At 43.6% G+C, this 20,409-nt stretch carries 17 protein-coding genes and 1 riboswitch; of the genes, 12 read left to right on the top strand and 5 right to left on the bottom strand.

The genetic code is table 11. From position 1 onward, the window contains the following. Positions 1–51 precede the first annotated feature (51 nt). Positions 52–444, top strand: a complete 393-nt coding sequence (locus BMZ22_RS09095) for a YugN family protein (protein WP_090084655.1) — start codon at positions 52–54, stop codon at positions 442–444. Here BMZ22_RS09095 and BMZ22_RS09090 read toward each other — a convergent pair. Then, positions 430–1,494 (bottom strand): potassium channel family protein, encoded by a 1,065-nt coding sequence (locus tag BMZ22_RS09090; protein ID WP_245745301.1) that lies wholly within the window; start codon positions 1,492–1,494, stop codon positions 430–432. The two genes, BMZ22_RS09095 and BMZ22_RS09090, sit on opposite strands and share 15 nt — an antisense overlap. Before the next feature lie 20 nt (positions 1,495–1,514). Further along, on the bottom strand, positions 1,515–2,078 hold the full coding sequence (locus BMZ22_RS09085) for a thioredoxin family protein (protein ID WP_090084650.1): 564 nt from the start codon (positions 2,076–2,078) through the stop codon (positions 1,515–1,517). 173 nt (positions 2,079–2,251) lie between these two features. Between BMZ22_RS09085 and BMZ22_RS09080 the strand changes: the two genes are divergently transcribed. The 3 genes from BMZ22_RS09080 (at position 2,252) to BMZ22_RS09070 (ending at position 9,524) form a co-directional block, all read left to right on the top strand. Continuing rightward, positions 2,252–3,307 (top strand): M20/M25/M40 family metallo-hydrolase, encoded by a 1,056-nt coding sequence (locus tag BMZ22_RS09080; RefSeq protein ID WP_090084647.1) that lies wholly within the window; start codon positions 2,252–2,254, stop codon positions 3,305–3,307. Positions 3,308–3,926: 619 nt separating this feature from the next. Next, a complete protein-coding gene (locus BMZ22_RS09075) occupies positions 3,927–8,324 on the top strand; it encodes a S8 family peptidase (RefSeq protein ID WP_425434278.1) in 4,398 nt (1,465 codons plus the stop codon). Positions 8,325–8,593: 269 nt separating this feature from the next. Next, a riboswitch (FMN riboswitch) is annotated at positions 8,594–8,742 on the top strand. 191 nt (positions 8,743–8,933) lie between these two features. Further along, complete coding sequence (locus BMZ22_RS09070) at positions 8,934–9,524, top strand: ECF transporter S component (protein ID WP_245745299.1); 591 nt, start codon at positions 8,934–8,936, stop codon at positions 9,522–9,524. A gap of 116 nt (positions 9,525–9,640) precedes the next feature. On the opposite strand, the gene BMZ22_RS09065 is transcribed toward BMZ22_RS09070, so the two are convergent. The 3 genes from BMZ22_RS09065 to BMZ22_RS09055 all read right to left on the bottom strand — a co-directional run bounded on the left by BMZ22_RS09065 (position 9,641) and on the right by BMZ22_RS09055 (position 11,385). Next, on the bottom strand, positions 9,641–9,991 hold the full coding sequence (locus BMZ22_RS09065) for a TraR/DksA C4-type zinc finger protein (protein WP_090084644.1): 351 nt from the start codon (positions 9,989–9,991) through the stop codon (positions 9,641–9,643). Positions 9,992–9,996: 5 nt separating this feature from the next. Continuing rightward, a complete protein-coding gene (locus tag BMZ22_RS09060) occupies positions 9,997–10,389 on the bottom strand; it encodes a hotdog fold thioesterase (protein WP_090084642.1) in 393 nt (130 codons plus the stop codon). Between the two features lie 66 nt (positions 10,390–10,455). After that, positions 10,456–11,385, bottom strand: coding sequence for a 1,4-dihydroxy-2-naphthoate polyprenyltransferase (locus BMZ22_RS09055; RefSeq protein ID WP_090084639.1), 930 nt, complete (start codon positions 11,383–11,385; stop codon positions 10,456–10,458). Positions 11,386–11,561: 176 nt separating this feature from the next. Here BMZ22_RS09055 and BMZ22_RS09050 point away from each other — a divergent pair, with 176 nt between their 5' ends. From BMZ22_RS09050 to BMZ22_RS09015, 8 genes are all read left to right on the top strand, one after another. Then, complete coding sequence (locus BMZ22_RS09050; RefSeq protein ID WP_090084636.1) at positions 11,562–12,947, top strand: isochorismate synthase; 1,386 nt, start codon at positions 11,562–11,564, stop codon at positions 12,945–12,947. A gap of 4 nt (positions 12,948–12,951) precedes the next feature. Further along, on the top strand, positions 12,952–14,694 hold the full coding sequence (gene menD / locus BMZ22_RS09045; protein ID WP_090085046.1) for a 2-succinyl-5-enolpyruvyl-6-hydroxy-3-cyclohexene-1-carboxylic-acid synthase: 1,743 nt from the start codon (positions 12,952–12,954) through the stop codon (positions 14,692–14,694). 36 nt (positions 14,695–14,730) lie between these two features. Beyond that, positions 14,731–15,531 carry a 2-succinyl-6-hydroxy-2,4-cyclohexadiene-1-carboxylate synthase gene (gene menH, locus BMZ22_RS09040; RefSeq protein ID WP_090084633.1) on the top strand — a complete coding sequence of 267 codons (801 nt, stop codon included), beginning with the start codon at positions 14,731–14,733 and terminating at the stop codon, positions 15,529–15,531. Between the two features lie 25 nt (positions 15,532–15,556). Then, positions 15,557–16,375 carry a 1,4-dihydroxy-2-naphthoyl-CoA synthase gene (menB, locus tag BMZ22_RS09035; RefSeq protein WP_090084631.1) on the top strand — a complete coding sequence of 273 codons (819 nt, stop codon included), beginning with the start codon at positions 15,557–15,559 and terminating at the stop codon, positions 16,373–16,375. 131 nt (positions 16,376–16,506) lie between these two features. Further along, positions 16,507–17,943 (top strand): o-succinylbenzoate--CoA ligase, encoded by a 1,437-nt coding sequence (locus tag BMZ22_RS09030; protein ID WP_090084628.1) that lies wholly within the window; start codon positions 16,507–16,509, stop codon positions 17,941–17,943. Between the two features lie 168 nt (positions 17,944–18,111). After that, on the top strand, positions 18,112–18,945 hold the full coding sequence (locus BMZ22_RS09025) for an ABC transporter ATP-binding protein (RefSeq protein WP_090084625.1): 834 nt from the start codon (positions 18,112–18,114) through the stop codon (positions 18,943–18,945). Positions 18,946–19,368: 423 nt separating this feature from the next. Further along, complete coding sequence (locus BMZ22_RS09020; protein ID WP_090084621.1) at positions 19,369–19,686, top strand: hydrolase; 318 nt, start codon at positions 19,369–19,371, stop codon at positions 19,684–19,686. A 126-nt stretch (positions 19,687–19,812) separates the two neighbouring features. After that, a complete protein-coding gene (locus tag BMZ22_RS09015; protein WP_090084618.1) occupies positions 19,813–20,385 on the top strand; it encodes a hypothetical protein in 573 nt (190 codons plus the stop codon). Positions 20,386–20,409 lie beyond the last annotated feature (24 nt).

The raw sequence follows: 20,409 nt of genomic DNA, 5'->3' as shown, positions 1-20,409 counted from the left end.
GTATCTGAGCAAAAAATAAATAATAATCGTTCATGTAAAGGAGAACCTACCATGATTCAATTGAACTCCACCATCGAAAATAATATTTATCCATTATTTGTACTGGAAGAAAGGTTAAAACCAGGCGGGAACGTTAGGGCAGTCAATTGGGATTATGCAAGCAAATTTGTTCAACTGGTCATTGAGGAAAGAGGAGCTCATTACGTGTTAAAAATACCCTTTTATGCTGTCAAGGGATCATTGAACTACCCGGGAATTACGGTTCGTGTTGACCGGCCGCTGCTTGAGTACACTCCAAAGAATAATAGAGAAAGAGAGGGAGCGGCCTGGACAGCTGATACCATAAATGAACCATCACTAAATTCGGCAGACCATTTGGCGGGATTACAAATGACAGGCGAGCACATTATGCAAAAAATAGAGCAGCTGTTATTGCCAGGCTGAGAGGATAATGAGTGTATCATCTGATTCAAGCGTAACGTCTGCCGGGTTCATCAGCCAATCGTTTTCGCGGATCACACCCACTAATAATTCTTGATTTTCCAAAAAAAAGGGGACTGCTTTTTTAAAAGAGCTTCCTTCTAATTCTTCCGGCAGTTTAATATGGGAGAATTGCTGATCATTTAACAAATTTAAAACCGTTTCAAAAGGTCGTGTATCTTGTTTATGGAAGAGTTCATGGTAAAAAAGGGTGCTCATAAAGTCATTTAAACTAACAACTGTATCCGCACCTGCCCGGATTGCATTTTCCACCTGACTGATCGTAAGAATTTCAGCATTAATCGGGATATCCTGATTATTCCCGCGAACGGCTATCGTTGTAAGTATCGTGTTAATATCAGCCTTGCGTTCTTCTATAGTAACGTCTGAACTGATCAACACGGATTGGGCATCTTGAATATTAGCTTGGACTAACACTGCATCTTCACTTGGATCGCCATGAATAAAGTGAACCGGGTAATGCCGGTATTGCAGTTTACTTAGTGTGTGGTCAACCAGAACCATTTCCTGATTCGAATCTTTCTCGGCGATCATGTCGACTAATTGCTTGGTTCGTTCATTCCAGCCAATAACAATAATATGGTTTTTACCTTTAAATGCAACTTTACCCTCTGACAAGTCGCTCTCATGGTTTATTGTTTTTGCAGCAAATGTAGTAAGGAAAAATGTTAAAAGTCCCCCTCCGGACAATATAAGAAAAATGCCGATAATTCTCCCGGGGACCGTGAGAGGGACATAATCGCCATAACCGACAGTCGCTCCGGTTACAAACGCCCACCATACCCCATCGAAAATCGACGGGAATTGCTGTGGTTCCACAAACCGAATCAGTGTCCCGAATAGCATCATAACGACAAGGACTGATAATATAAGTCTGACGACTACTGGCATACGGTAAAAGAAATGTTTGAACGTCTCGAGATTCATTTTGTCACCTTTGTCCCATTTATTATATACGTCTAGTATGGACAAATGGCTTAAATCAATATACACAGCAGGGTCGGAAGTTATTCTTAAAGGTTGGCCTCATTTTCTAACCTGGTTTTAATGCTGCTGTATACGTCCGGCCAGAAATCTGTATTGTCCCGAAACGTTTTTGACATGAACAAATACATTTCTTTTGCTTTTTCCTGATAGTTATCAGCATCTTTGGGCGGCAACTTTTTAGTCGAATCATCGACAAATTGCTGGATTTTTTCAGCGCGCGGTCCCCATTTTGCGACTTCATTCCCGGATTCATCGATAAAGATAAAAATAGGTATCGATCGTGATTTTCCGTTGGTTAAATAGTGATCCATTAATTCAAGATTATTATCACGCAGAAGTAGTTTAACCGGCATATTTGTTTGGTCCGATATCCGAAGCAAAATTGGGATATTCAGCATCGCATCGCCGCACCAGTCTTCTGTCAGAACGATTACACGTAAATTCTTTTCAGCCAGTTTTTGCATAAATTCATTATCTTCAGGCGGTGTAAAGTTATCGTAAATATGTAGGAGGTTTTCTTTATTTTTATCCATTGCTTCAATATACGTGTCGGGATCCATCCCTTTTTCATACCATTGGTTTAAATCCATAAACCGCTCACTCCTTTTTGTTTTCTTTCTAAAGTTTACCCAATAACTGACAGCCGGTAAACTAAAGTGTTTTGCACGTTCACTTGAATATAAGCCTCCGAGTTATGAAAGCATACATTTCAATTAAAAATCTGCTATGATAAAAGGGTGATTTTAAGCAAGGAGGTATTGCCATGGAAGAGACGAATACAAATTTTTTAATGGACCTTTTGAACACGCCCTCGCCGTCGAGCAGCGAGATGGCAATTCAAAAAAGATGGATTGAATATGTCAGAGATTTCGCTGATGAAATCAGAACGGATAATGCCGGAAATGCATTTGGTGTACTGAACCCGGAAGCGCCGTTCAAAGTACTGCTGGCAGGTCATTGTGATGAAATTGGGCTTGTTATAAATCGCATCGATGATAACGGTTTTTTGCATTTTGATAAAATGGGCGGCATTAACCCGAAAGCTGCAGTGGGAATGAAAGTGACCATTCTTGGTTTCAGCGATAAGGTCACTGGCGTTATCGGCGTCAATGCACAGCATCATGGCGGGCTGAAAAACGATTTTGGCCTGGAGGATTTGTTCATTGACTGTGGTTATAAATCAAAAGAGGAAGCGGAAAGACACGTGCAGATTGGTGATTTGGCGGTTTATAAAACCGAACCTGAAATGCTGAAAAATCGTTCGGTATCAGGACGAGGGCTTGATAATCGAACAGGCGCGTTTATTGTAGCTGAGGTTTTGAAACGGTTGTCAGAAAAAGGTTGTAATGTGGGCGTATATGCGGCCAGCACTGTGAATGAAGAAACCAACATGGGTGGTGCATATTTTGCAGCTGCCGGCATTAAACCGACGATGGCGATTGCTTGCGATGTGACATTTGCCACCGATTATCCGGGGGTTGATAAAAATAAGCATGGTGATGTCAAATTGGACGGGGGCCCCGTTCTTGCAAAAGGTGCACCAATAAATCTCAAGATTAATCAGTTGCTTGAAAAAACCGCAAGAAAACTGAATATGAAAGTGCAGTATGAACTGACACCGCGAATGACGGGGACTGATGCTGATCGCATGCGGTTCACCGGAGCAGGCGTGCCTGTGTCGCTCGTCTCTTTACCGCTGCGATACATGCACTCACCGGTTGAAACAGCGAGCCTGAAAGATATTGAGGAAGAAATTGAATTGCTTGTAACAATGATTGCAGAAATGACAGGCGACGAAAGCTTAAACCCGCTTGATTAAAACTAAATAGATCACGAATGGCCTCAAATTCTGCCAGGGTTTGAGGCTTCTTTATAGTAAAATGTCCCTGATGATTACTTTGAATAGGATTTTTAGCCTCAGCTTTCCTCAAATTTAATAGTCTTATAGAACTGGTATGAACTCACTTATTTCTAGTTCTTATTTCCCTCAATAGACCATTTCTTATTTAAAATAGGTCCCAATTACTGGAAATCAATTCAAAATAACAGCTAAAGGTTAATTGCAAACTTCTAACACGGGATTATTAAATTATTTTTCCTGCTTTTACCATGCAATGTATCTATAGGTAAAAAGTGCCTGTAATGGTTCAAAACGCGTATGACGGGATTTCCAAAAGATTGATGACAACCTTTTGTTACAAATTATACAACTTTTGTCGAGAGTCAGTAATCAAAAAACAGTCCTTTATTACCAAACTCTGAAAATTCGGATATTATACGACGTTATTCGACACCTTTTTCTCCCGGAATCTATTACAGTGACATTAACTTCATAGATTTAGACTGATTGCACGCATCCAGGATAAACAGCCAAATTTAATCAGGAAGGAGGGCAGATTGAAACCCATTGTTTGAAAATTTAAAGGGGAGGAATTAGCTTGTCGAGAAAAAAGCGCCAAACGAGAGCTTTTAGTATGGTGGCGTCGATGTTGATGGTCTTTTCATTGATGGCACCGGGAACAGGTCTTGCTGAATCTGCAGCAAAAAACAATAAGCCGCATGAAGCGTTTAAAAACTCCCAGGAAATTGCTGTAAACAAAGTGAATGAACGCGTACAAAAACAATTTAATGATCAGGACAAAGTAACGTTTTTAGTTAAATTTAAAGAGAAAGCTGATTCCAAAAAAGTAGCAAAAGAAGCAAGGAAAAATGCCGAGTCTGCTAACATGACATCCAAAAAAGCAGAATTTGTTCAGCGGTCAGCCGTTATTTCTGAACTCAAATCGACCGCACTGGAATCACAGCGGAATGTGAAACAATTTTTGCAAAAACAATCGGAAAAGGGATTCGCAGAAAATATTCATTCCTACCACATTGTAAACGGTATGGCTGTAACGGCAACGAAAGACGTAGCTGAAAAAATTGCTGGATTTGAGGAAGTCGAGAAGATCTTGCCGAATGAAAATCGGACACTATTTAAACCAGAGACAAAGGATGTCAAGGCACCTGAATCCGACGTTGCTAATATCGAGTGGAATGTCGATCGTGTGAACGCACCCGAAACATGGGAAATGGGCATTGATGGTTCAGGAACGGTCGTAGCCAGTATTGATACGGGTGTCCAGTGGGATCATCCGGCTTTAAAGGAGAACTATCGCGGCTATGACGCGTCAAACGATGAAGTTAACCATGATTTTAACTGGTTTGACGCAACAGCGGGTGAGTCAGAACCTTATGACGATCAAGGACACGGCACACATGTTACCGGAACAATGGTTGGGCATGAAACGGATGGCTCCAACCAGGTCGGGGTCGCGCCGGGTGCCGAGTTTATTTCAGTTAAAGCTTTTACCGCTGCAGGGGGAACCGATGTTGACCTTCTGGAAGCGGCTGAATGGATTTTAGCACCGACTGATTCAGAAGGGAATGCACGTGCCGATTTGGCTCCGGATGTTGTCAACAACTCATGGGGCGGCGGACCGGGCCTTGATGAATGGTATCGCGATGTTGTGATTAATTGGCGGGCTGCAGAAATATTCCCTGAGTTTTCAGCCGGCAACACCGGTCTTGGCAATCCGGGGGGCCCAGGATCTGTTGCTGCCCCTGCTAACTATCCGGAATCATTTGCAACCGGGGCAACTGACAGCGGTGACAATCTAGCTGATTTTTCATTGGAAGGCCCATCACCGTATGATGAAATTAAACCGGACATAGCTGCTCCAGGGGTAGGTATTCGTTCTTCAATCCCCGGTGACGCCTATGGTGCAATGAGCGGCACGTCTATGGCCGGCCCTGCTGCGGCTGCTGTTGCTGCGATGCTGCGCCAAGTTGACAGCAGTATTACGGTGGATGAAATGGAACAGGTGTTGACTGATACAGCCATTTCATTGACGGACGACACTTATCCGGAATCACCGAATAATGGGTTTGGACATGGATTGGTGAACGCCTATGATGCTGTAAGTGCGCTGCAGGATGGGATTGGTACGATTGAAGGTCAAGTGACGAAGCAGGGTGAAGACAACGAAGCGCCTGTATTTGAACATACTGCACCGGCAGAAACATATGCCGGCATGGACCTTGATCTGAACGTTCAGGCTGCCGATAACGTCAGCGTTGCAGCAGTAGAGCTGGAATATCAGGATGCAGACGGTCAATGGCAGACGGTTGAAGCTGATCGTGTATCAGGCGATTTTGAAGAAGGCAACTATTTAGCCACTATACCGGGCGATGCCATTACTGAAGATTCAGTGACATATAAGTGGGTTATCCGGGATTTTGGTGACAATGATGTAACAAGCGACGAATATGATATTGAAGTGAAGCCGGGAATATCGACGGGATATTCCGAGGATTTTGAAGATAATCCTTCAGGATGGACATCCTTTGGTGAGAATAACAGCTGGGAGCTGGGGCAACCGACATCCGGCCCGGGTAATGCTGCTTCCGGTGAAAATGTTTATGCAACCAACCTGGATGGCGAATATGCCAGTGATATGAACGCGACCCTTGTTATGCCTCCAATTGATATGCCAGAAGGGGAAGCATATCTGCAATTCAATCAATGGCATAACTTGGAAATGTATGACAGTGGAAATGCCTACGATTTTGGCCATGTGTTTATTTCAACGGATCAGGAAGAATGGACACAGCTGACGCAAGTTCAAGGTGAGTCAGATGGCTGGGAAAGTGCCGAAGTTGATTTATCTGAATTCAGCGGTCAGCGTATCTATATCGGCTTTAACTTAACATCTGATGGAAGCGTTACGCGTGATGGCTGGTATATCGATGATGTGACTTTATCTGAAACATCTCAGAGCAGCAAGGCTTCAAAAGATAAAAATGGCAAAGGAAAAGGTAATAACAGAGGCGGAAACCAGTTGTTCACTGGGCTGCACAACGGTGTTGGTCTAGGCCTGGGCGTTATTAAAGCGAACGAAAAAGCTGGATTGAAAGAAAAAGTTGACCCAGACAAAATTCAGCCAGTGTTACCTGAAGAAAAGGATATCCCCGAAGATGATGAAGCTGTGAACCCTAATTTGTTGCCGATCAGTGCCGAAGTAAGTGTGCTTGAAAGCGGCAGGTCGGTAACAACAGATCCTGCTACCGGGGAGTATTCAATGACGCATGCTGCCGGCACATTTACGTTAGTAGCTGAGTCATATGGCTTCGAATCGAAAGAACAAAATGTGACACTTGAAGCAGATGCGACAGCACAGGCGGATTTTACGCTTGATGAAGTCCCACAATCGACAGTTACAGGTACCATTACCGATGAACAAACAGGTGAACCGATTGAAGGAGCTACTGTGCTTCTTGTTGAAGATTCCAATGTGACACCTGTTGAAACCGATGAGAATGGTAACTATTCGATTACAGGCTATGAAGGATCGTATACACTTCGAGTGCTGGCTGCCGATTATCACAGCAAAGAGATTGACGTGACGCTTGATGAGGATATTGAACAGGATGTTGAGCTCGAACCATTCTACACGTATCCCGGCGGTGAGATCGGCTATGACGATGGCACTGCTGAAAATGCCCGTGCATTTTATGATGCCGGCAACAAATGGGCAGTAAAAATGTCCTTGCCGGAGGGTGAAGATTCAGCCGTGGTTACCGATGGCGTGTTCCAATTCCATGGTACCGACTGGCCTAGCCCGGGTGGTACTGAGTTTGCAGTTGAAGTATGGGATGCAAACGGCTCAGACGGCATGCCTGGCGAAAAGCTTGCCGGACCTGTTGAAGCAGAAGCAATACGTGATCTTGAAGAATGGACTGTTGTGGACTTGCGGGAACACAACATCACCGTTGATGGTGATTTCTATATGGTCTATGTCCAAACTGGAGCCAATCCGAATGTTCCAGGCCTTGCAACGGATGAAAATGGTACAAATGCTGAACGCAGTTACCAGTCGGTTGGAGGCACTTGGTCACCATCCCCGGCTGTTGAAGGTAACTATATGATCCGTTCACGTGTCAGCTTTGAAGTGGAAGCACCTGTTATCACAACACCGGCAGAAGAGGACATTACGAACGAACAAGAAATAACGGTTCAAGGTACTGCTTCTCCAACAACAACAATTCAATTGTTGAATAATGGAGAAGAAGCCGGTACTGCTGAAGTCGGTGATAACGGAGAATTTGAAATTCCGGTCGAATTGACTGAGGGAGCAAATGAATTGAAAGCAGTATCTCTAATGGATGGCGCAGAAACAGGCGAATCCGAACCAGTTACCGTTACATTGGATACAGCCAACCCAGAGATTACGATTGATAATCCGGCGGACGGAGATAAAACAAATCGTGAAACGGTGACAGTTGAGGGCATTGTTGAAGATGCTAACCTTGACACGGTTGAAGTAAACGGCCGTGAAGCTGACGTAGCAGATGACGGATCTTATTCACAACGGATCCTTCTTGATAATGGTGAAAACACAATCGAGGTCACAGCTGAAGATTTAGCAGACAATGCGACAACAGAGTCTGTCACAATTGAAGTCGATTTCGAGGCGCCAACCATCGAAAATCTGCAGCCAGCGGAAGACAAAAATCTGGAAGCGGGGGAAAGTGTGCGGATTGAATTTGAAAGTGAGCCTGATCAGGACGCTACATTCTATATCCACATGCCGCTGACCAATTCCAGAGCTCAAATTGATAATGTAACCGAGCTGCCGATGATGGAAATGTCTGATGGCCAGTATGTCGGCTATTGGACTGCCACGAATAATGTGGTTGCAGAAGGCGCTGCCATTGAAGTGAAAGTCGTCGATGATTTTGGCAATGAAACACGCAAAACAGCAGAAGGTAAATTATTCATCAATACTGATGAGTGATTCGACAGCTTAGCAAAACAAACCCCGGAATGCGTTATTCTGCATTCCGGGGTTTGTGCTTTTAGGGAGTGGAATGGATGAGAAAGATAATAAGTTGTCCTTACAGCAGAAGAGGCTGCCTCGATCACTTTCCGCGGCTGAAGGTAAATTTCAAAAAATAGATCGAAACGATGACCTTTAATTCTGAAAAAATTGAATTCAAATTTAAACATTTCCCTTTTCAAATGAATCATTTCATTGTATAATACATTTAAAATAGCATATCGATTCTACATCTTCGGGGCAGGGTGCAATTCCCGACCGACGGTAAGGAACTTAAGCAAATGTTCTAAGTCCGTGACCCGCTTTGTAAAACTCAGCGGTGGACCTGGTGCAATTCCGGGACCGACAGTTAAAGTCTGGATGGGAGAAGATGACGAGCCGGAAACTGTTACACAATTGTGTATTAATTTTTCTGTGAACAATACCCTAAAGCCCCGTATAGGTTTTAGGGTTTTTATTTTGTTGTAGACAGTTTCAGTGTGAGTATCCTCAAAAGACACTGCGGTGGAACGGCTTATCCTTCATCAGACAGAGATGGGAATCGATCAAGGTGAAGGAGGAAGAAAGGTGAAAACGAATTTACAATCGCCAAAACTATTAAAAACAATTATTTTAGCTCTGCTTGGAACGATTTCATTAGTACTGTTCTTTTTGAATTTTCCATTGCCCTTTTTGCCGCCTTATCTGAAAATTGACTTCAGTGAGGTGCCGGCGTTGATTGCGGCGCTTATTTTTTCACCAATGGCAGGTGTTGTAGTCGAGGGCATCAAAAACTTGCTTTATTTGATTGTATCAGGAGCGGGCGATCCGATTGGGGTAGCTTCCAATTTCCTGGCCGGGGTTATGTTCATTGTCCCGGTTGCAATGCTTTATCACCGCTTTAAAGGTGTTAAAAGTGTCGTATCCGGCATCGTCAGTGGAACGATTGTTATGGCTCTTGGCATGAGTGTATTAAACTATTACGTTATTCTGCCAGCCTATGCATGGTTTATTGGCGCACCTGAAATGGCGGGGGAAACCGCAAAATGGGTTGCTGTGTCAGCTGGTATCTTGCCATTCAATCTCATTAAAGGTATCGTAGTCGGACTATTGTTCGTGCCATTGTTTATTAAAATGAAGACATGGATTGAACAAAAACAAGCAAGTCTAGTTTCATAAATTATGCGGGAGTGTCCATAAGCGGCACTCTTTTTTTGTGTCAAAATTGTTTTCTGAAAAGGTGACTTCCAGGTCACCTTTGAACCGTAAAAAAGACTGTCCTTTATTTTAGACAGTCATTCCTGCTCTTCTTCTACGAGATTTCTTGCTGTTGGCTCGGCTTCAAGCCGTTCTTCCGGTATGGGTTTGCCGGATTTTTCACTTATTCCGTACGTCCCATTGTCAATACGTTCCAGAGCGGCTTCAATTTCATCAAGTCGTTCTCTTCTGACCATGTCGAGACCTGCATCTCTTTCTTGTTCAAATTGCTCAGTTCCCAGATCTCCCGGATGGTTATCATAATCAGCTAAGTCACCGGTTGCTTCGTTTGGAGTAGTTTCGTCTTCAGATTCCAAATCGGATTCAATTTCTTCCTTCATGTTCATTAACCGTTTTTTGAAATCATGTAGTTTTTCGTTGCTCAGCATCAAGATTACTCCTTTCTATTCTTAGGAACAACACCAATTGTGCAGCGGGATATGCATATTAAGTCATCTTGTTCATCCGTAATATTGATTTCCCACACCATTGTTGTTTTCCCCTTGTGGAGTGGCACTGCCGTTGCGGTAACCGTGCCTTCGCGTTTGCTTTTGATATGGTTGGCATTGATTTCGAGTCCGAATACATTAAATTGTTCTGTATCTGTGTTTATAAACGCACCCATGCTGGCAGCTGTTTCAGCTAATGCCACATTAGCCCCGCCGTGCAAAAATCCTGCCGGCTGAAGCGTTCTTGTGTCAACAGGCATTGTCATGATGACGCAATCTTCTTCAAGTGAAACTGTTTCAATCCCCAGTGCTTCAATAAGTGTATCGTTGTAATCCAATTAAGAGAAACTCCTTTAATTGAGATAGGCAAAGCGGTGGTTCGTCCGTCTGCAGTATTAGAAGTATTAGAAAAAGTTGCTGACTAATAGCGAAAGTCCAAGCAGAAAACCGTATATTGTATTGGTTTTACCCGTTGCAGCCATAGCTGGCATCATTTCCAGCGGTTTTGTTTTACCGTGGAATTTACGGATAACATCACTGGCTTTAATCGCGCTGAGAAATGCAATAACCGACCATACCGGCAGGACGTCGGAAACAATGTAAAGCCCTGTTAACAAATAAGCAGTGATAAACATGAACGCCAAGAACCGGATGGCGTTCTTCCGACCAAGAAGAATGGCAATGGTTTTCCTGCCGTTTTCTTTATCCCCATCCAAATCACGAATATTATTTGACATCATAATACCGCCGATAAAAATAGCGATTGGAACTGAAAGCCAAATCACCGAACTAGTTATGACCGATGTTTGTATATAGTAGCTGATGCCAATAATGACGGTTCCCATAAAAAACCCGGAAAACAATTCCCCAAAAGGGGTATAGGCAATTGGGAATGGCCCGCCAGTATACAGATAACCAAAAAGCATACAAATTAAACCGATAACCGCAATCCACCAGCTTGATTCAATGGATATAAACACCCCGAGAAGAATAGCAATCCCAAAAAAAGCGAAAGCCATCGTCTTTACCGTTTTCGGCGAAATGCCGTCTCTGACAATCGTGCCGCCGATTCCTACCGATTGTTCATTGTCCAGTCCCCGTACAAAGTCGTAATATTCATTGAACATATTTGTAGCTGACTGAATCAGTATCGAAGCCAGAAGCATTGCAGCAAATAACCACATATTAATTTGATGTGTGGTAAGTGCAAACATTGTACCGACAAATACGGGGATAATAGAGGCGGTCAGTGTATGCGGACGCAGAAGCCGCCACCATATATGAAAACCGCTTCTTTCATTTAGTTCGTCTTTTAGTGATGTTATGGGCTCCATCGATTCTCGCTCCTTTATTCATATCACTATAAGTTTAGGCAATTCACTTTAGGGTGTCAATCCGGAAAAGTCAGGGAATCGTCACTTTCAGACAAATTTTCTTGAGGAACTTGTGAAAAAAGAATAAAATAGATGTGGTACTTTGTAATGGTAGATAATTACGGAGGTTAATATAGATGATAGAAGTACAAGAGGCATCCCTTCAGTCGATGCTTGAAAAAGCAATCAATGAAGCAAAACAGAATCACACAGCACGAATAATGAGCATGACAAAACAAATCAATAAAGCTGACCCGATAGCGTTTATCGGAGCAGGTGAAAATCTGTCCATGGACCGAGGGTTCTGGGGGAGTACTTCAGAGGGCTTCTATATTGCAGGTGTTGGCTGTGCCCATGAAATAACAGCCGGGTCCAACCGAATGGACGAGGCAGAAAAATCATGGCAGAAGTTGCGTGATGAAGCAATTATCCATAATCCATATAAAAAGCCAGGGACGGGGTTAGTCACAATGGGCGGGATGTCATTTGACCCATTATCTCAACGAACGTCTTTGTGGAATAATTTTCCACCCCTTTCCTTGACCGTGCCGGAAATCGTATTAACCCGGTCTGCTGAGAATTGTTATTTAACGATTAATGTTAAAGTGAATGGAATTGACAAGGCATCGGAGATTACACAGCGTTTAAATAAACTCGAACGTTCACTTCTAACGCACTCTTCCGCGCTTCCGGACGATGTCACTATTGAAAAAAAGCAGGAAGTTGATCCTGAAAGCTGGAAACAGACAGTAAGACATGCAACCGAATTTATTAAAGCGAATAAGGCGGATAAAATTGTTCTTGCCCGCAAACTTCTCGTCAAACTATCTGACAAATCTGCCGTATCAACTATTTTATATAACTTGATTGAGCAGCAGCCAAACAGTTATGTGTTTGCTTTTGAACGTAATGGTGATTGTTTTCTCGGGGCTTCTCCGGAAAGGCTTATTAAACAGGAACAAGAAGAAGTGCTGTCAACTTGCCTTGCCGGTACAGCACCCCGCGGACAAACAAAGGAAGAGGATGAACAAATCGCTCAGTCATTGCTTCATGATGAGAAAAATCGCAGCGAACACGAATTTGTGGTGAAAATGATTAGGCAATCGATGGTACATTATTGCCGGGCCGTGAATATACCGGATAATCCTGTCATTTATCCGCTTAAAAATTTACAGCATTTATATACACCGGTAAAAGCCGTTTTAAAAGAAAAGCATAGTATTTTCGATATTATTGACAAACTGCATCCAACCCCTGCACTTGGTGGTGTGCCGACAGAGGAGTCTCTCGCGTTCATCCGTGAACATGAACAACTGGACAGAGGCTGGTATGGAGCACCTGTCGGCTGGATGGACAGTAATCTTCACGGGGAGTTTGCAGTAGCGATTCGATCAGGTCTTATTCAAGAAAAGCAGGCATCACTGTTTGCCGGGTGTGGTATTGTCAGAGATTCTGATCCCGATGAAGAATATAAAGAAACCGGCATAAAATTCATGCCGATGCTGTCTGTGTTGGGAGGCTGAAATGATGAATCACACCGAAAATCTCACACGGTATACCGCGAATTTTGTGGATGAACTGGCAGCAAGCGGCTTAACGGATGTCGTTATTTCACCCGGTTCGCGTTCGACGCCGCTCGCTATGACAATAGCTGAGCACCCTGATTTGCATGAGCGTATTGTGATTGATGAGCGTTCAGCCGCTTTTTTTGCTTTAGGAATGGCAAAAAAGAAACAACATGCTGTGGCAATCGTCTGTTCTTCAGGTACAGCAGCAGCGAATTATTTTCCGGCTGTTATTGAATCATACTACAGCCGGACGCCCTTGATTGTGCTCACGGCGGATCGGCCGCATGAACTGCGCGACACAGGTGCACCGCAGGCAATTGATCAAATTAAGCTTTATGGAGATTATCCAAAATGGTTCCATGAAATGGCCCTGCCCGAGGCAGATGATCCGATGCTTCGGTACGCACGTTCAAAAGCTTCGCGGGCAGTCCATACTGCAAATGAAGGAAATCAAGGCCCTGTGCATTTGAATTTTCCTTATCGTGAGCCGCTAATCCCCGATTTCTCACTGGAAAACCTCTGGGGAGATCGGTCCGAACAGTCATTTTATACAACGATTGAAGGTGAACGCCGTTTGGACGAAGAGCAGCTTAAACGGCTGACAACTATGCTGACTTCGTTTCGGAAAGGACTGATTGTCTGCGGTCCGCAAACTGATCCTGATTTTGCGTCAGCAGTCACAGAATTAGCCAAGTTGTGGCAAATCCCGATTCTTGCTGATCCCCTGTCGCAAGTCAGAGCCGGAGAGCACGAAAAAGATTTGGTGATTGAAAGTTATGACGCTATTTTAAGAAGCGAGACCATCAGGAAACATTTGAAACCAGACTTCATCATTCGTTTCGGAGCCATGCCGGTATCCAAACCGTATCTTTTTTATGTCAAGGATCACAATGATTGTGCGCAGTTTGTTGTCGAAAACGTGCAAGGTTATAGGGAACCAGCGGGTAATATAACCGAGTTGATTTACGCCGATGGTGCAGAATTGTGCAGGGATTTAGCAACTTATAACATGGCAAATGCGTTTGACGCAGAGTGGCTTAAGACATGGAAAAAAATGAACGAGACAGCTAAAATTCATTTGCTTGAAACGGACACTCAACCTGATATGACTGAAGGCGAAGCTGTCAGGTGCCTGGCTGAAGCGGTCCCTGACGAGAGTAGTCTATATGTTGGCAACAGCATGAGCGTTCGTGATCTTGATACATTTTTCCTGGCGACGCCGAAAAACGTTCAAGTGTTGGCAAACCGGGGTGCTAATGGCATTGATGGTATGATTTCAAGTGGGCTCGGAGCAGCAGCAGCGGGCGATGCGACAACGCTAGTACTTGGTGATTTATCTTTCTTCCATGATATGAATGGACTTCTGGCAGCTAAACATTACGGGTTGAATATAACGATTGTCGTGATCAATAACAATGGCGGTGGCATCTTCTCTTTCCTCCCGCAAGTAAACCACGAAGCTCACTTTGAGACACTGTTTGGAACACCGTTAAATATTGACATTGGCGACGCGGTAAAGATGTACGGCGGAACATATGAACAGCCGGCAAACGAAGTTGAATTAACAAAAGTTTTAAATCAAAGTTATCAGCACGAGGGATTGTCGGTAATTGAAGTTAAGACAGACCGGACAGAAAATTTACAATGGCATCGCACGAAATGGGCACAAATTGAGAATGCATTATTGACGTATCTTCGCTGATGATAGAAAGCATACTAACGAGCGAGGACTGATAATTTGTATAAAACAATCAATCACACGGTTTATTGGTATGAAGTAAAGGGTAAAGGAGAACCGGTTGTCTTTTTGCATGGTTTTACCGGTACTGGCGGGACATGGGACACTATCGCTGCCCGGCTGCCGGAAGATCTGCAGAGTTTGACAATTGATCTCCCGGGTCACGGCCGGACTGAGTCGAAAATGCCCAAAGACATGGAGCGTTTTTGCGGGGATTTGGCAGAATTAGTTGAATCACTGCAATGGAAAAAAGTCCATCTCGTTGGTTATTCAATGGGCGGACGGGCAGCATTGTCATTTGCTGTACTTTATCCGGGTATGGTGAAATCCTTGACGCTGGAGAGTGCGTCGCCTGGGCTGTCAGATGAAAAGGATAAAGAAGAACGCCGGCAGAATGACGAACAGCTGGCTCAGCGGATTCAAAGCGATGGTGTAGAAGCGTTTGTTGAATTCTGGGAAAACATCCCGCTTTTTCACACGCAAAAACATTTACCAGAAGAAGTGCGTCATAAAATACGTACTGAAAGGCTTTTCCAATCAGCTGAAGGGCTTGCACAATCATTGCAATATATGGGGACGGGTGCTCAGCCTTCCTGGTGGGATGCATTGCAGAACCTTAAAGTGCCCGTGCTGTTAGTTGCCGGTGGAAGGGATGACAAATTCACAGCTATAAATCAATCAATGAAAAAACAAATTCCTAAAGCGGAGCTAACCGTAGTAGAGGGCGCGGGCCATGCAATTCATGTGGAACAACCCGTTGTTTTTGGTAGAATAGTAAGTGAATTTTTGAAAACTGTTTAACTTAGTACATATGAGGAGGAAAACAATGACTGTTCAATGGGAAGAAGCGAAAAAATACGAAGAAATTATTTATGAAAAGTATGATGGCATCGCCAAGGTGACAATGAATCGTCCGGAAAAGCGCAACGCGTTCACACCGCTCACTGTCAACGAAATGATCGATGCATTTGCGGATGCACGTGATGATTCATCGATTGGTGTTATTATATTAGCCGGCGCAGGTGACAAAGCATTCTGTTCCGGCGGTGATCAATCGGTACGCGGTCATGGCGGGTACGTTGGAGATGATCAGGTTCCACGCTTGAACGTTCTTGATTTGCAGCGGCTTATCCGCACAATTCCAAAGCCGGTTGTAGCAATGGTCTCGGGGTATGCTATCGGCGGCGGTCATGTGTTGCATGTGGTATGTGATCTGACGATTGCTGCTGATAATGCAATTTTTGGTCAGACAGGTCCTAAGGTAGGAAGTTTTGACGCCGGATATGGAGCTGGTTTGCTTGCTCGTATGGTGGGACATAAACGCGCGCGTGAAATCTGGTATTTATGCCGTCAGTATAATGCAGAGGAAGCTTATGACATGGGGCTGGTCAATACCGTTGTTCCTGTTGAAAAACTTGAGGAAGAGACAATTCAATGGTGTGAAGAAATGCTTGAAAAATCACCTACTGCGCTTCGCTTCCTTAAAGCCTCATTCAACGCAGATACTGATGGACTTGCCGGCTTACAGCAAATGGGCGGAGATGCAACATTGCTTTACTATACAACAGAGGAAGCGAAGGAAGGCCGGGATGCTTTCAAAGAAAAAAGAAAGCCTGACTTTAAGCAATTCCCGCGTTTTCCTTAAATTGGATTCAAATTCAGGAAGCCTTTGCTGTTCGGCGGCAAAGGCTTCTGTTCATTTTACGATTCAGACGTAATTCAGACGTACATTAAATGTTAAAAGTTCCTAAGAATTTTTGAAAGGGGGGTTAGGATATGGCTGATATTATTCCACATTGGCTGACAAAACAGGCTGCGCTTGCTCCGGACAGAATAGCAATTGAACAGCCTGATGGAACGACTTATACATTTTTGGAGTTAAAAGAAAAAAGTCAGTCATTTGCACGCAGATTAAAGAAGCTGGGTGTCCAAAACGATACAAAAATAGGCATCTTATCATCAAATCACACACATATGGTGATTGCCATTCATGCACTAACTTACCTTGGTGCTGTGGCTGTTATGTTGAACACCCGGTTAACCGAAGAAGAATTGAACTATCAAATTAACGACGCAGGTGCAAAAACGATATTAGTTCAGCAACATGACCGACAATTAGAAGCAGAACAATATTCCTTTTCAGAAGTTTGGGATATGCCGGCATACGATACCGAACTGAAAGCAGAAATTGATTTGGATGACGTCTTTACAATTATTTACACATCCGGTACAACCGGCTTCCCAAAAGGGGTCATCCATACTTACGGAAATCATTGGTGGAGTGCTGTGGGGTCAATGCTTAACCTTGGACTGCACAGCGATGATAAGTGGCTTGCTGTTCTGCCGATTTTTCATGTTGGCGGATTATCCATTCTGATGCGCAGCGTTATTTATGGTATCCCGATTTATTTGATGGAAAGATATGATAAGCAACTTGCTCATGATGCGCTGATGAATAAAAATGTTACAATCGCATCCGTTGTGACCATCATGGTTAGAGATTTGCTCCATTTGCTGGGGGAAGGCCGCTATCCTGATACAGTCAGATGTTTGCTGCTTGGCGGGGGCCCTGCGCCCCAAAACTTGCTCGAGCAGGCAAAGTCCCGTGAAGTGCCTGTTTTTCAATCGTATGGTATGACCGAAACATCTTCACAAATCGTTACATTAGGACCGGAGGACGCACTTGAAAAAATCGGCTCATCGGGTAAACCGTTATTTCCTGCCCAACTGCAAATTAATGCTGAAAAGAATGAAGTCGGAGAAATTTTCGTCAAAGGTCCGATGGTAACGAAAGGGTATTATAACAATGCTGAAGCAACCAGGAAGTCAATTACGAATGACTGGCTGGCAACCGGAGACCTCGGTTATACGGATCATGATGGTTTTCTCTATGTTGTCGACCGACGTAAAGATTTAATTATTTCGGGCGGGGAAAACATTTACCCTGCTGAAATTGAAAGCGTCTTGGCTGGTATGGAAGCTATTCGGGAAGCCGGTGTTGTTGGAAAGCGTGATGAGAAGTGGGGGCAAATCCCTGTCGCTTTCGTGGTAACCGACCACCCATCTGTTACATCGGAAGATATTCAATCATATTTGCACAGACATTTAGCCAGCTACAAAGTGCCAAAAGAAATATATTTTATTGAAACACTGCCGCGGAATGCTTCAAATAAACTGGTCAGAAATAAACTATTAGAGCATATAACGGATTAGGAAAATGGTTAAGCGCTGAAGTAAATGTCATTGATAATGATTCTCAAAGTCATTGACTTATAGCTTAAAACCAAATAAACTGAATATATAAGTTGAATTCATTACGGTGCACGCGTATACATATGTATGTGCCGTAACCGATAATGCACGACACAGGGAGAGATTCCGATGCAAACGTTATCAGCGAATGATCTGACACTTGGTTATGGCGATAATATAGTCATTGATGATTTAGATATAACAATACCTAAAGGTGAAATCACAGTATTTATAGGCAGCAATGGATGCGGTAAGTCAACACTGCTCCGCTCGCTGGCCCGCTTGTTGAAACCAAAAGATGGGGACGTTGTTTTGGATGGGGAAGATATTGCCAAAATGGGCACAAAAGAAGTGGCGAAAAAAATGTCCATCCTGCCCCAGAGCCCGGGCACGCCGGACGGGTTAAACGTAATGGAGCTTGTCAAGCAGGGAAGACACCCTTACCGCGGGTTTTTGAAGCAATGGTCACAGGAGGATGAACAGGCTGTTCATAATGCTCTTGAGGCTACCAATATGCTTGAGTTCAAGGATCGTCCGGTTGATTCGCTTTCGGGCGGACAGCGGCAGCGTGCCTGGATTGCGATGACGCTCGCTCAGGAAACAGATATGATTTTACTCGATGAGCCCACCACTTACTTAGACATGACGCATCAAATTGATGTGCTCGATCTTTTATTTGAGCTGAATGAAAAAGACGGGCGTACCGTTGTTATGGTTTTACATGATTTAAATCTTGCGTGTCGTTATGCACATCATATCGTTGCCCTAAAAGATAAAACTGTTTTTGCGCAGGGGAAACCGGAAGAAATTGTGACGTGCAACCTTGTTCATGAGGTATTTCAAATGAAATGTGATGTGACGTTTGATCCAATGTTCGGAACCCCTATGTGCATCCCGCACGGAAGAGGCCGATGTATACTTGCCGACAAGGCTGCTGAGCTGAGACAAGCGGCAACCAATTGAATTTCCGTAAAGAGGCTGGGACATAACTTATATATCAGATATAAAAGACGAACGATAATCAAGGTTAGCGCAGGAAATATGCGGAGACTCCTGCGGGAAGAGAGGCATAGGTGAGACAAGGAAGTGCCTTGGCACGAGTTGGCTCACCAGCCGCCCGCGGAAAGCGACGAGCCAAAACATCCACCGAATCCGCTGCGAGTTGCGAGGAGTGCTGCTTCACCGATTTCGCTTGCAACACGACGAGCACCCAAGCATATTTCCGAAGCGATGTATCCCGCTCCCTTTCCTAATATAATCGTTCGTCTTTTCTTTTAAACCTTTTGTCCCAGCCTCTTACGGAAAATCGCTGAGAGAAGCCTATAGCAGTTTTTATTCATAATATTTCTCCTTTGCAGGCACATTAATAGCAGGAGGTGTTTGCGTGTGAAGAAAAAATATTATGTTAATCTGGGCAGCATGGAAATTTCGCAAATAAAGTATGATAATAACCACGAGTTTACGATCTACGCGACAGATGAAGAAATCCGTATGCTGCGTCAACGGTTTGACGGGATGCATACAGCAGATAGAGAGGCGTATTGGCGGGCTCACGTGCCACTCAGACCATACCACAATGACCAGTCTAACGATGAGTATGATACGGGTATCACAGAAGCGTATCGAATGATTTATGAGTTGGGCGATAAAGGCACAAAACAGCACATTGACGATATTGGCATATTGAAGGATAACCATATGTAGTAGTAAACGGATGAGGAATAAGCTAATTTGGCTTATTCCTTTTTAATACTAAATTAAGTTTAAATCGGAGGGGATAAAGGAATATATTGGATAAGAGCTTATATATCATTTGAGAGGAGATGCATCATGCAAAAGAAGATAAACAGCAAATATGTAAGCTTAATTTTGGGGATTGCTTTTATTATAACAACAACTATTACGTTACAATCAACGTCTGCACAAACCGTACTGGCAAGCAAATATGGCGGCGATCATGAGACATCACAAGCCGTTAAATCCAAGGCCGAAGTGGTTGATAAAGAGCAACTTTCAAAAGAGTTGTCTCACGAACAAATTGTGTCGTTAACCGATCAATTTATAGACACGCTTGTTCAGGAAGCAGACGAACAGAACAGGGTTGTTAACTTTGATACAAAATCAGCTCTGTTGAACGAATTCGAGAACATATCAACCAAAGAAGTTGCGGCCGGCTATGTGGACTATTACTATACTGAAAAAAACGAAGGACTATATATTAAACCAACTGAAACACCGCCATGGTTTAATGAGCATAATGACTATGATATGATACACAAAGACAGTAATACAGTCTATATCAAACAGGAAAATACCACGGATTTATATGGAACTTATACGATTATATTTGAGTTTAAATGGAAAGCTGATCAGTGGTATATAAGCGATATCAGCCACCAATAGAGATGTATTCAAATCATATCATAA

It is taken from the genome of Lentibacillus persicus, from assembly GCF_900112705.1.
Taxonomy (GTDB): domain Bacteria; phylum Bacillota; class Bacilli; order Bacillales; family Amphibacillaceae; genus Lentibacillus; species Lentibacillus persicus.
Note: the sequence above shows the minus strand (reverse complement) of the source record. Positions and strands in the feature narration are given on the sequence as shown.